Annotated in this window: 11 protein-coding genes; all 11 read left to right on the forward strand. The window is 32.1% G+C overall.

Going from position 1 to position 13,175, the window contains the following annotated elements; translation table 11 throughout:
• Positions 1–10: 10 nt before the first annotated feature.
• Positions 11–1,027: a 5-dehydro-2-deoxygluconokinase gene (gene iolC / locus A7L45_RS09230; RefSeq protein WP_071612505.1), complete on the forward strand. Its 1,017-nt coding sequence runs from the start codon at positions 11–13 to the stop codon at positions 1,025–1,027.
• Between the two features lie 25 nt (positions 1,028–1,052).
• Positions 1,053–1,841, forward strand: coding sequence for a 5-deoxy-glucuronate isomerase (locus A7L45_RS09235; protein ID WP_071612506.1), 789 nt, complete (start codon positions 1,053–1,055; stop codon positions 1,839–1,841).
• A gap of 35 nt (positions 1,842–1,876) precedes the next feature.
• Positions 1,877–3,811: a 3D-(3,5/4)-trihydroxycyclohexane-1,2-dione acylhydrolase (decyclizing) gene (gene iolD / locus A7L45_RS09240; protein ID WP_071612507.1), complete on the forward strand. Its 1,935-nt coding sequence runs from the start codon at positions 1,877–1,879 to the stop codon at positions 3,809–3,811.
• Positions 3,812–3,830: 19 nt separating this feature from the next.
• A complete protein-coding gene (iolG, locus tag A7L45_RS09245) occupies positions 3,831–4,844 on the forward strand; it encodes an inositol 2-dehydrogenase (RefSeq protein ID WP_071614932.1) in 1,014 nt (337 codons plus the stop codon).
• Positions 4,845–4,862: 18 nt separating this feature from the next.
• Complete coding sequence (iolE, locus tag A7L45_RS09250) at positions 4,863–5,759, forward strand: myo-inosose-2 dehydratase (protein ID WP_071612508.1); 897 nt, start codon at positions 4,863–4,865, stop codon at positions 5,757–5,759.
• Positions 5,760–6,039: 280 nt separating this feature from the next.
• On the forward strand, positions 6,040–6,795 hold the full coding sequence (locus A7L45_RS09255; RefSeq protein ID WP_071612509.1) for a DeoR/GlpR family DNA-binding transcription regulator: 756 nt from the start codon (positions 6,040–6,042) through the stop codon (positions 6,793–6,795).
• Positions 6,796–7,381: 586 nt separating this feature from the next.
• On the forward strand, positions 7,382–8,800 hold the full coding sequence (locus A7L45_RS09260) for a sugar porter family MFS transporter (RefSeq protein ID WP_071612510.1): 1,419 nt from the start codon (positions 7,382–7,384) through the stop codon (positions 8,798–8,800).
• A gap of 249 nt (positions 8,801–9,049) precedes the next feature.
• Complete coding sequence (locus A7L45_RS09265) at positions 9,050–9,541, forward strand: PTS sugar transporter subunit IIA (RefSeq protein WP_071612511.1); 492 nt, start codon at positions 9,050–9,052, stop codon at positions 9,539–9,541.
• 415 nt (positions 9,542–9,956) lie between these two features.
• Positions 9,957–11,105 (forward strand): iron-containing alcohol dehydrogenase, encoded by a 1,149-nt coding sequence (locus tag A7L45_RS09270; protein ID WP_071612512.1) that lies wholly within the window; start codon positions 9,957–9,959, stop codon positions 11,103–11,105.
• 89 nt (positions 11,106–11,194) lie between these two features.
• Positions 11,195–12,334, forward strand: a complete 1,140-nt coding sequence (locus A7L45_RS09275) for an acyl-CoA dehydrogenase family protein (RefSeq protein WP_071612513.1) — start codon at positions 11,195–11,197, stop codon at positions 12,332–12,334.
• Between the two features lie 47 nt (positions 12,335–12,381).
• Positions 12,382–13,158, forward strand: a complete 777-nt coding sequence (locus A7L45_RS09280) for an enoyl-CoA hydratase-related protein (protein ID WP_071612514.1) — start codon at positions 12,382–12,384, stop codon at positions 13,156–13,158.
• Positions 13,159–13,175 lie beyond the last annotated feature (17 nt).

Here is a 13,175-nt window from a genome sequence, read left to right on the forward strand (position 1 = left end):
AGGCAAAATGATGGGTTACATTAAATTTGATAATAGTAGGAAATTCGATATTGTTCCAATAGGTAGAGCTGCAATTGATTTTAATCCTATTGATATAAATATGCCACTTTCAGAAAGTACAACTTTTAAAAAATATTTAGGTGGGTCACCAGCGAACACTGCTGTAGGACTTGCAAGATTAGGTAAAAAGGTAGGGTTTATTGGCAAAGTTTCAGATGATAGATTTGGTGAATTTATTATTAACTATTTTAAAAATGAAGGAATAGATACGTCGCAGGTTGCCATTGCTAAAAATGGAGAATCTTTAGGGCTTACCTTCACGGAAATACTAAGTCCAACACAAAGTAGCATATTAATGTATAGAACCGGTGTTGCAGATTTAGCTCTCGAAGCCTGCGAAATAAGCGAAGAATACATTAAAAATTCTAAGGCTATTATAATATCTGGGACTGCTCTAGCGCAGAGCCCTTCAAGAGAAGCTACTTTGAAAGCATTAGAGTATGCAAAGAAAAATAATACAGTAGTTATATTCGATATTGATTATAGAGAATATACATGGCTTAATAAGGACGAAATTGCAATTTACTATGCTATTGTTGCGAAGGCTAGTGACGTTATAATAGGTTCAAGCGAAGAATTTGAATTAACTCAAGGAATAATTGGACAAGATAAATGTGATCAGGAAATTGCTAATAGATGGTTCGGTTATGGGAATAAAATTGTTGTTATAAAACATGGGAAAGATGGATCAACTGCTTATACATCAGATAAAAAAAGCTATAATATAAAGCCTTTCCCAGTTAAACTTCTTAAATCTTTTGGTGGTGGAGATGCTTATGGTTCTGCATTTGTTTATGGATTACTTGAAGGCTGGGATATTATTGATTGCTTAGAGTTTGGTAGCGCTTCAGCTGCAATGCTTGTTGCAAGTCACAGTTGCTCAGATGCAATGCCAAAAGCTAAAGAGATTAAAGAATTTATAAGAAAGAGTAAAGAAGAACATGGAGAAATGGTTGCACGAGTTTAAAAAAGATTTATAAGGAGGTATTAACATGGTTCATAGTTTAGGTGGCATAAAGTATGGCGGAAACTACTTGTGTGAAATTGATGGTAAGAACAAAGATATGTTAATGGATATAGTAGTCGTGAAATTCAGAAAGGGAGAAACAAAAGAATATTATGAAAATGATAAAGAAATGGCATTACTTCTCCTAACAGGAAAGATAAAAATAAGTTGGAAAGAAAACGAAAAAATAATGAAGAGAGATTCTGTATTTGATGAGGATCCATGGTGTCTTCACGTATCAAAAAATATAAAGGTTGAATTAACTGCAGAGGATGAAAGTGAAATACTTATTCAATCTACAGACAATAAAGAAGAATTTGAACCTAAATTTTATGCGCCTGAAGATTGCCAAAGTGATATCTTTGGAGAAGGTACATGGAATGGTACTGCAAGGCGGGTAGTTAGAACTGTATTTGATTATAAGAATGCACCTTATTCTAATATGGTCATGGGTGAAGTTATAACTTATCCTGGTAAATGGTCAAGCTATCCACCACATTATCATCCACAACCAGAGGTATATTTCTATAAATTTAACAAACCTCAAGGTCTAGGTTTATGTTTAATTGGTGACGAGGCTTATAAAATAACTGATGAAAGTTTTGCTACAATACCAGGAGGTCTTGTTCATCCACAAACATCAGCACCAGGATATGCAATGTATTATTGCTGGATGATTAGACATTTAGAAAACAATCCATGGACAGACAGGATAGACGTACCAGAGCATAAATGGCTTTGGGAAAAAGATGTTAAAGTTTGGCCTGATAAATAATATAAATGACAAATTAAGATATTAGGAGGTTTGAAATGGGTACAATTAGACTAACTACAGCGCAAGCATTAATCAAATTTTTAAATAACCAGTTTGTGAGTTTTGATGGTAAAGAAGAAAGATTTGTTGAAGGGATTTTCACAATATTTGGGCATGGAAATGTACTAGGTCTTGGGCAAGCATTAGAGCAAGATCCAGGTGATTTAATAGTTCGTCAAGGAAGAAATGAACAAGGTATGGTTCAAGCAGCTGTAGCTTTTGCAAAGCAAAAAAGAAGAAAACAAATATACGCGTGCACATCATCTGTAGGACCTGGTGCTGCTAATATGATAACTGCTGCAGCAACAGCAACAGCAAATAATATACCTGTACTATTATTGCCAGGTGATACATTTGCTACAAGGCAGCCAGATCCTGTACTTCAGCAAGTTGAACAAGAACACAATGCTTCAATTAGTACAAATGATGCTTTTAAACCTGTAACTAAATATTGGGATAGAGTGAGCAGACCGGAACAATTGATGTCAGCTATGATAAATGCAATGAGAGTATTAACAGATGAGGGAGATACTGGCGCAGTATGTATCGCACTGCCACAGGATGTTCAAGCAGAAGCTTATGATTATCCAGAATATTTTTTTAATAAGAAAGTTCATAGAATTGAAAGAAGAAAAGGTACAGATGCAGAACTAGAAGATGCTATAAGCCTAATAATTAGAAAGAAAAAACCATTAATTATTTGTGGTGGAGGAGCTAAATATTCAGAGTCCGGTGAAGAACTAAAGAAATTTGCGCAGGAATTTAACATACCTATTGCTGAAACGCAGGCAGGAAAAAGTACAGTAGAATCAACTTATTATCTAAATTTAGGTGGAGTCGGAGTTACAGGCAATCTTGCTGCAAATCTTATAGCTAAAGACGCTGACTTAATAATAGGACTTGGAACAAGATTTACAGATTTTACAACGGGTTCTAAAGGATTATTTAAAAATGATGAAGTTGAGTTCTTAACAATAAACACATCTAGATATAATGCAAATAAAATGGATGCTACTAAAGTTGTTGGAGATGTATTGGTTAATTTAAAAGAACTTATATATAAGCTTATTGAAAAAGGATATAAGAGCAAATATAATAAAGAAATTTCTGATGCGAAAAATAAATGGGAAAAAGAAATTGATAGATTATATAGTATAAAATATGGTAAAGATGATTTCAAACCAGAAATAGCAAGTCAAAATGAAGCAAGTTTAAAAGAATTTTATGAACTTTGCGGAGAAGCTCTTCCACAAACTACAGCTATAGGTGAAATTAACAAGTTCCTTGAAAAAGATTATGTTGTAGTTGGTGCTTCAGGCAGTTTACCAGGAGATCTACAAAGGTTATGGGTTTCAAAAGATAAATATAGCTACCATATGGAATATGGTTTTTCATGCATGGGATATGAAATATCAGGGGCTCTTGGAGTGAAGCTTGCAGAACCTAATAAAGAGGTATATGCAATGGTTGGGGATGGAAGTTACTTAATGCTTCATTCGGAACTTGTAACCTCTATCCAAGAAAACAAGAAGATAAATGTATTGTTATTTGATAATAGCGGATTTGGTTGTATTAACAATCTAGAAATGGGAAATGGAATGGGTAGTTTTGGAACCGAATTCAGATATAGAAATGAAGAAAGTGGTAAGCTTGATGGTGGACTAATTTCAATAGATTTTGCAAAATGTGCACAGGGGTATGGAGTAAAAAGCTATACAGTTAAAACAATAGAAGAACTTAAAGCAGCACTAGTAGATGCAAAAAAACAAACTAGATCTACTTTAATAGATATAAAAACACTTCCAAAAACAATGACAGATGGTTATGATTCTTGGTGGCATGTAGGTGTTGCTGAGGTTTCAAATAAAGAATCAATAAAAAATGCTTATATTGACAATAAAGATAATCTTACAAATGCAAGAAAATACTAAAACTAGGGGAGATGCTATTATGTTAAAAGTTGGAATTATTGGTGCAGGAAGAATTGGAAAGGTACATGGAGAAAGTATATCAAAATATGTGAAAAATGCTGAAATAAAGTCAATTGCAGATGCATACCTAAACGATGATACAAGAGAATGGGCGAAAAGTAAAGGAATACATGAAATATATACTGACTATAAAAAAATACTAGAAGATCCAGAAATTGATGCAGTATTAATTTGCTCTTCAACAGATACACATTCTCCAATCTCAATAGAGGCAATAAGAGCAGGAAAACATGTTTTTTGTGAAAAACCAATTGATCATGATTTATCAAGAATAAAGGAAGTTATTAATGAATTAGGCAAATCCAAGGTTAAATATCAAGTAGGCTTTAATAGGAGATTTGACCATAATTTTATGTCAGTTAAGAATGCGGTTGTTGCCGGAAAAATTGGAGAACCTCGTATTTTGAAAATAACTTCAAGAGATCCTGAAGCACCTTCAATTGATTATGTAAAAGTTTCTGGTGGCATGTTTTTAGATATGACAATTCATGATTTTGATATGGTAAGATATCTTTTAGACAGTGAGGTTGAAGAGGTATATGCAGCTGGTGGGGTATTAATTGATAAGGCTATAGGTGAGGCTGGAGATATTGATACAGCAATTATAACATTAAAGATGAAAAATGGAACTTTAGCAGTTATTGATAACTCAAGGCAATCAGCTTATGGATATGATCAAAGGGCAGAAGTATTTGGATCATTAGGTCAAGTTGCAGTAGCAAATGACAGCACTTCAACAGCGGTAATATCAAATGGAGCTGGTGTTACAGGAGAAAAACCTCTATTCTTCTTCCTAGAAAGATATATGCGGGCTTATGCACTAGAAGTTACAGAATTTATTGATGCAATTGTAAATAATACGCCTACGCCTGTAAATGCAGAAGATGGTCTACAAGCTGTATTAATTGGTGTAGCTGCTACGAAATCATTATATGAGAACAGACCGGTTAAAATATCTGAAATTAAATTTTAATTTAAAGGGGTGTTAATTATGTTAGATAGTAAAAAAGTTAAATTAGGTATTGCTCCAATTGCATGGACAAATGACGATATGCCAGATTTAGGAAAGGAAAACACTTTTGATCAGTGCTTGAGTGAAGCTGCATTAGCAGGCTTTAAAGGAACTGAAGTAGGAAACAAATATCCAAAGGATGTTAACGTATTAAAAAAGGCTTTAGAACTTAGAGGACTTGAAATTGCAAGTGCTTGGTTTAGTTCATTTTTAACCACGAAACCCTATGAAGAAACTGAAACTGAATTTGTTAAGCATAGAGATTTTCTACATGATTTGGGAGCTAAGGTAATCGTTGTAGCTGAGCAAGGACATAGTGTACAAGGCCAATTAGAAACAGCTGTATTTGATGGGAAATACTATTTTAATGAGGAAGAATGGAAACTGTTTGGAAATGGATTAAACAAGCTAGGAAAGTTAGCTAATGATAAGGGAATGAAACTTGTTTATCATCATCATATGGGAACAGGAGTACAAACGACAGAAGAAATAGACAAACTTATGAGCATTACTGATGAAAATTTAGTTTACTTATTGTTTGATTCAGGTCATTTGGTATATTCAGGCGAAGATCATATAGCAATCCTTAAAAAGTATATAAATAGAATTAAGCATGTTCATTTAAAGGATGTTAGAGCAGAGATAGTCAAAAAAGTTAAAGATGAAAAGTTAAGTTTCCTAAATGGAGTTAGATTAGGAGCTTTTACAGTGCCAGGTGATGGAAGCATAAATTTTGAAACAATATTTAAGATCTTAGCAGAAAACAATTATGAGGGCTGGTTACTAGTGGAAGCAGAACAGGATCCAGCAAAGGCAAATCCATTTGAATACGCAGTTAAAGCTAGAAAATATATTAAGGAGAAATGTGGGATATAATCTTATTATAAAAACATTTCTAATTTAGATAATTACGAAAAGTTTAATTATTATGTTATTTTATTAGTAGAGTTATCTAAAATAGATAACTTTACTTTTTTAGCAATTATATAATTAAATGTTCTATTGACGTATGTTGGTTAAGTTGTGTATAATTATAATTAAATGTGACAATAACTTACCAATAAATAATAGACAACGCTGGGCTCGTTTCTATTAAACTATGTAATTAAAGTGGGTAATATTTTAATACAAAAACATGAAGAAAGGATATCTTATAATGAAAACTAATAGGATAAAAGAAATCGAGGAATATATACTAAGCAATGAGTCAGTTAGTTTAGACTCATTATGTGATGTATTTAAAATTTCCAAAAACACAATCAGGCGAGATATAAATGAAATTGAAAAAAAGGGTAGCATAAAAAAAGTATATGGTGGAGTAACGGCTGTTGTTAAAGATTTAATACCATTCGAAGAGAGAAACATTAAAAACAACTATAAAAAAATAGCAATAGCTAAGGCTGCATGTGAATTTGTAAAGGATGGAGATGTTATATTCATTGATTCTGGTACAACAACACTTAATATGGTAGACTTCTTAAAAAATAGAAACGATATAACTATATTGACTAATAATTTGAATGTTATAGTAAGTGCGCTCCCTTATCCAAATTTAAATGTTATTTGTACGGGAGGTAGTCTAATAAGAAAAACAAATTCTTTTGAGGTCATTAATACCTTATCTATATTTAAAGATTATAATATAAGCAAAACATTTATGGCAGCCACAGGCATTTCTATAGCTAATGGAGCTACCAATTCTTCACCATTAGAATATAAGCTTAAAAAAGTGATAGTAGAAAAGAGCAATGAGTTATACTTACTAGTAGATTCTACTAAATTTGATGTTTCAGCACTTATGACATATTGTGAATTAAGCGAAATAAATCATCTTGTAACAGATAAAAAACCTCCTGAAAAATATATGGAATTCTTTGAAAAAAATAAGATTGATGTTATTATATCGGAATAATGGTTAAAGAAGAGCAATTAGATATTATAAATTGTTCTTTTTTCTTTTTGATGTTTTTTTATAAAGTACCTTATGGTTAGATTTAAGACCATGGTCAGCACAAAATGCAGCAGGCATCACTTACACCAAGTCTTCAATAGTGTTTGATATAGAGCGTCTCAATGCATCTTCTAGGAGCTTTTGGAACGACCCAGAAGATAACTTAATATAAAAAACAATAAATGCTCAATACATAATCAATACATGATATATATATAATTGTTATTGACTTTTTGACCTTAATATAAGTATAATATAATCATAACATAACAAACAGATAACAAAAATGAAACTAAACAATACTTTTAGGGGGTAATGTAATGAATAGTTATTTTATAAAAACAATGGAAACATTTACGATTAGTAATAATAGTTAACACATTACGTGTAAACGATTTATGTAAACGATTTATAATATTATCAAAAGTAAACATAGTGAGACTTTGCAATAAAAGTAATTTTGAATAAAGTTTCACAGCTAAAAATTAGGAGAACCGATGTTTTAGGGATTTTACTAGCTACTAATTATATAATAGGAGGAATTATTATGGAATTTGAACAAGATCCTAAGAAAAAAAAATATTTTAGAAGAATAGCTACTGTATCAACTTTTGGTGGACTTTTATTTGGTTATGATACGGGGGTAATTAATGGGTCACTGTCTTACATGACAAGAAAGGATCAATTAAATTTAAGCACTATGACGGAAGGACTTGTTACAAGTGGATTATTATTTGGTGCCGCTATAGGTGCAGTAGTTGGAGGCCGGTTATCTGATAAATACGGTAGAAAAGCAATAATTAAGCTTCTTGCTATAGTTTTTGTATTTGCAACACTAGGCTGCTCAATTTCACCTACTGCTTCAATTTTAATTGCTTGCAGATTTATATTAGGGCTAGCTGTAGGAGGGGCATCAGTTATTGTACCAACATTTTTAGCAGAAATATCTCCTACAGAAGTAAGGGGCAGTATTGTTACTCGAAATGAAGTTATGATTGTAATTGGACAATTATTAGCGTATATATTGAATGCAATTTTAGGAAATGTTTTCAATACTCCTAGTATTTGGAGATATATGATAGTTATTGCTACTATACCAGCACTTATTTTATGGGTTGGAATGTTTACAGTTCCTGAAACCCCAAGATGGTTAGCTGCTAACGGAAAAATATCCGAAGCATTGGAAGTTCTAAGGAAAATTCGTACTCAACACCAAGCAGATGATGAAATTAAACAAATATCAGATATTATTGAAGCTGATAAACATTTAGAACGTGCTACTTTTAAAGATTTAAATATTCCATGGATCCGACACCTTGTATTAATTGGAATTGGACTAGCCATTACACAACAAATTCCAGGAATTAATATAATGATGTATTATGGAACATCGATTTTAGAGAAAGCCGGTTTTGGAACTCAAGTAGCATTAGTTGCTAATATAGGAAATGGATTAATGTCTGTTATTGCAGCACTTGTTTATATGAAGTTCTTTTCAAATAAATTTGGGCGAAGATTTTTATTATTAGTAGGACTTACTGGAACGACTTTAACAATGCTTGCGATGACTATTCTTACAAATACTTTAGCAGGCTCACCTGTGCTTCCATATGCTGTACTTACTTTAACTATAGTTTTCTTGGCTTTCTTCCAAGGATGTCTTGGGCCAATAGTCTGGTTATTACTAGCCGAAATTTTTCCACTAAGAATAAGAGGACTAGGAATGGGTATTTCAGTATTCTTTCTATGGATTACTAACTTTTTCATTGGTCTTCTCTTCCCAACAATGTTAAGCAAACTTGGGTTATCTGGTTCATTTGCAGTGTTTGTAGTATTAGGTGTTATTGGATGGACATTTGTATATAATTGTGTGCCAGAAACACTTGGTAAATCTCTAGAAGATTTAGAAAAACATTTTAAAAGTTACAAATCAAAAACGCAAAAATCAGAAATAAACGTAAATTGATAAATGACTTGTTGAAATTGACATATGTTGCCTAAGTTATGTATAATGGAATCAACAGATAACAATAAGATAACAATGAAAGAGCCAACCGATGAGCAGTTTGTTTCCAAGATAGAAATATTTAAATTCTTGATAACAATTTAATTAGTAAATATTATGTAGCAATTAATTAATAATTAATTAATAATTAATAATTAATAATTAATAATTAATAATTAATTGTTAACTTACAGAAAGGTGATGAAAATAATGTTTAAGTTTATCAAAAAAGATAAAGAAGAAAAGAGTATAATTTTAAAATCTCCAATTGTGGGAAGGTGTTTTGATATGTCGGAAATGCCTGATGAAATGTTTTCAAAAAAATTATTAGGCGATGGAGTAGGATTTGAATCAACTGATGGAATATTATATGCACCAGTTGATGGTGAAATCCTTCAAGTATTCCCTACAAAACATGCTTTGATTTTAAGGACTGAAGAGGGAATAGAAATATTACTTCATATAGGAATTGATACATTACAGATGAAAGGTGAGGGCTTCGAAGCTTTTACTGAAAAGGGAAAACAAGTTAAAGTAGGAGATAAATTATTAACTTTTGATAATGAATTAATAAAAGCAAAAGTTAAATCTAATTTGAGTGTATTAATCGTTACGAATAATAATTTAATTGAATCTATTGATATTAAATTAGGTACTGTAGATAAAGATAATGAAATACTGAAAATAAGATTAAAGAAATAGGGAACTTGCCAACGTGATTTTGTATCACATTATTAAAGACGCTCGGACATATATGTAAAAGTAGTATGGATACAATTTATAAATTTTTTAAGCCCTATGTAAAGGTAGATCTTTGCGTAGGGTTATTTGTCTTAACGACATTTTAGAAGGAAGGTCTCTCACTTCTATAAGGAGGAGTATAAATTTCCTTCTGAAGTCGTTAATATTGCAGCGACCCAGGAGATGATTTAATATTTAAAATATGCTATATCATAATTGTATAAGTAAAAACACCAACATAACCTGAAATCAACTAAAATATACTCATATTTTAAAAAAATGATTTAACATGCGATTACTATTGACATGTGTTGATCATGTTATGTATAATGTAACCAACACATGAGAATAAAACAACGATATAGGAGGTTCGATGATGAGTAATTTATTTTTAACACCACGATATATAATTACTGGAAAGGGAGCGCTTAGCCAAGCTAGTGAAAATGTTAAGCAGCTAGGAAAGAAGGCTTTGATTGTAACAGATAATATGATGGTTAAACTTGGAAGTCTTAAAAAAGTAACGGATATGTTAGATAGTATCCATATTGAATATGCGGTTTATAGTGAAGTTAATAGTGAGCCCACAGATACTATGGTGAATGGTGGAATATTAGCTTATAAACAAGAAAATTGTGATTTTTTAATTGGATTAGGTGGCGGAAGTCCTATAGATACAATGAAAGCTGTAGGAGCCATGATAACGAATACAGGGGATATCAATGAATATTTAGGAAAAATAATTCCGAATGCAACCCCTCCTTTAGTTGCATTACCTACAACAGCAGGAACGGGTTCAGAAGCAACTCAATTCACCATAATATCAGACACAAAGAGAGACATAAAAATGTTGTTAAAAGGACCTAATCTAATGCCGACTTTAGCAATAATAGATCCGATTTTTACAACGACAGCTCCACCTAATGTAACAGCAGCAACAGGACTAGATGCATTAACACATGCAATTGAAGCATATACATCGAAGAAATCGCAGCCTATGTCAGATACATTTGCGCTTTCGGCAGTTAAAAGGATAAACAAATATTTACTAAAAGCTTATAAAAATGGAAATGATGTTGAAGCTAGAACAGAAATGTCAATAGCCGCACTTGAGGCTGGGATTGCCTTTAATAATGCATCAGTGACAATAGTTCACGGTATGAGTAGACCAATAGGTGCACTTTATCATGTACCTCATGGATTATCTAATGCTATGCTACTTGAAGATTGTTTGAACTTTGCTTTACCTGGAACGCCAGAAAGATTTTGTGATTTAGCTAAGGCTATAGGTATCTATAAAAAAGGTGATAGCGATATAGAGGCGGGAGAAGCATTTATAAAAGAAGTTGGAAAGTTATGCAAAAACTTAAATATTCAAACCCTTGAGGAGTTTGGTGTTGATAAGGAAAAATTCTTTGATAATTTAGATAAAATGGCAATTGATGCAATAGATAGTGGTAGTCCAGGAAATACAAGAAGAGAGCCTAACAAGGAAGACATAATAAATATTTATAAATTATTATAGAAGATGTAAAATAGATACAATTAGTAGGCATGATTAATATATAAGAGATCAGTATAAAAATGAACAACCAAATTTAGGAGGTCGTCAATATGGATTTTAATTTATCAAAAGAACAAGAATTAGTTGTTAACAAAGCAAGAGAGTTTTCAGAAAAGGTGCTTAAACCTATAACAATTGATAATGATGAGACTAGGGAATTCCCTATAGATGCATACAAAAAGTTGGGCTCAATGGGGATGCTTGGCTTACCGTATTCAAAAGAATATGGCGGTTCAGGCGGAGATTATTTATCATATGTTTTAGCTGTAGAAGAAGTTTCAAAAATACATGCATCACTTGGCATTGCATATTCTGTAAGTGTATCTCTTTGTGCAGGAGGAATATTTAGTAGTGCTTCAGAGGAACTAAAGAAAAAATATCTTCCAGATATATTGTCAGGAAAGAAACTTGGTTCGTTTGGATTAACTGAGCCAAATGCTGGCTCTGATGCTTCAGGTGCTCAAACTATAGCATTGAAAGATGGAGATCATTATATATTAAATGGTTCTAAATGTTTTATTACTAATGGGCCTCTATCAGACACATTTTTAGTATTTGCTTTTACAGATAAGGATTTAGGAACAAAAGGATTATCAGCATTTATTGTTGAGAAAGATTTCCCAGGATTTTCAATAGGAAAAATTGAAAATACATGTGGAATAAGATCAGCTCAGGTTTCAGAACTTATTTTTAAGGACTGTATAGTTCCAGTTGAAAACTTAGTAGGACTAGAGGGAAAAGGTTTTGGAATAGCAATGAAAACTCTTGATGGTGGAAGAATAGGAGTTGCAGCGCAAGGACTTGGAATTGCAGAAGGAGCATTTGAGATAGCAAAAGAGTACTTGAAAGAAAGAAAACAATTTGGAAAACCATTATATAAAAATCAGTATTTAGCATTTAAAATGGCTGAATTAGACCTAGAAATTGAACAAGCTAAATATATATTATATAAAGCAGCTCTTGATAAACAAGATGGAAAAAATTATTCGATATCAGCAGCTAAGGCAAAACTTGCGTGTACTGATGTAGCTATGCATGTAACTACAGAGGCAGTTCAAATGCTTGGTGGAAATGGATATATGAAAGAGTACAATGTTGAGCGAATGATGAGAGATGCGAAGATTACACAAATATATGAAGGAACAAATGAAATACAAAAAATGATTATTAGCGGTAGCATTTTTAGATAATTGAAATAACATAACGTCTAAAAACATTAAAAATAGGGGGAATAGAAATGAATAATATTATTTTTGAAGAGGGAAAAGGTATTGCAAAGATTATTATTAATAGACCTAAGGCTCTTAATGCTTTAAACAGTGAGACTATAAAAGAGTTAGGAACAGTTATAAATGAAATATCAGAAAGAGAGGATATAAAAGTTGTAATAATTACTGGCGCAGGCGAAAAGTCTTTTGTAGCAGGTGCTGACATAACTGAAATGAAAGATTTAACTGCAATACAAGCTAAAGAACTCTCACGCAAAGCACAAAATGTATTTTCAGAAATTGAAAATATGCCTCAGGTAGTTATTGCCGCAGTTAATGGTTATGCTCTTGGTGGTGGATGTGAACTTTCTATGTGCTGTGATATAAGACTTGTTTCATCTAAGGCAAGGTTTGGTCAACCAGAAGTTGGCTTAGGAATAATTCCAGGATTTGCTGGAACTCAAAGACTCCCTAGATTGATTGGAAAAGGAAGAGCTAAGGAACTTATATTTACCACAGATATGATAGATGCACAGGAAGCATATCGTATAGGTCTTGCAAACAAGGTGTATAATCCGGAAGAATTATTACCTAAGACATATGAAATGGCTGAAAAGATAATGAGCAAAGCTATGTATGCAGTAGGTTTAGCAAAAGCTTCAATTAATAATGGTCTTAATATGGATACTGAATCGTCATATAACTATGAAAATAGCTTATGGACAATATGTTTTGCAACTGAAGATCAAAAGGAAGGTATGCAAGCATTTATTGAAAAAAGAAAAGCAATTCTAAAAGGATGTTAATCTATGTTAATAAATTT

The sequence above is a fragment of the Clostridium estertheticum subsp. estertheticum genome, from assembly GCF_001877035.1.
Taxonomy (GTDB): domain Bacteria; phylum Bacillota; class Clostridia; order Clostridiales; family Clostridiaceae; genus Clostridium_AD; species Clostridium_AD estertheticum.

Coding starts and splice junctions, on each gene's coding strand:
- iolC (WP_071612505.1), top strand. CDS start 11: ATGGGTTACATTAAATTTGATAATAGTAGGAAATTCGATATTGTTCCA.
- iolD (WP_071612507.1), top strand. CDS start 1,877: ATGGGTACAATTAGACTAACTACAGCGCAAGCATTAATCAAATTTTTA.
- A7L45_RS09265 (WP_071612511.1), top strand. CDS start 9,050: ATGTTTAAGTTTATCAAAAAAGATAAAGAAGAAAAGAGTATAATTTTA.
- A7L45_RS09280 (WP_071612514.1), top strand. CDS start 12,382: ATGAATAATATTATTTTTGAAGAGGGAAAAGGTATTGCAAAGATTATT.
- iolG (WP_071614932.1), top strand. CDS start 3,831: ATGTTAAAAGTTGGAATTATTGGTGCAGGAAGAATTGGAAAGGTACAT.
- A7L45_RS09235 (WP_071612506.1), top strand. CDS start 1,053: ATGGTTCATAGTTTAGGTGGCATAAAGTATGGCGGAAACTACTTGTGT.
- A7L45_RS09255 (WP_071612509.1), top strand. CDS start 6,040: ATGAAAACTAATAGGATAAAAGAAATCGAGGAATATATACTAAGCAAT.
- iolE (WP_071612508.1), top strand. CDS start 4,863: ATGTTAGATAGTAAAAAAGTTAAATTAGGTATTGCTCCAATTGCATGG.
- A7L45_RS09270 (WP_071612512.1), top strand. CDS start 9,957: ATGAGTAATTTATTTTTAACACCACGATATATAATTACTGGAAAGGGA.
- A7L45_RS09275 (WP_071612513.1), top strand. CDS start 11,195: ATGGATTTTAATTTATCAAAAGAACAAGAATTAGTTGTTAACAAAGCA.
- A7L45_RS09260 (WP_071612510.1), top strand. CDS start 7,382: ATGGAATTTGAACAAGATCCTAAGAAAAAAAAATATTTTAGAAGAATA.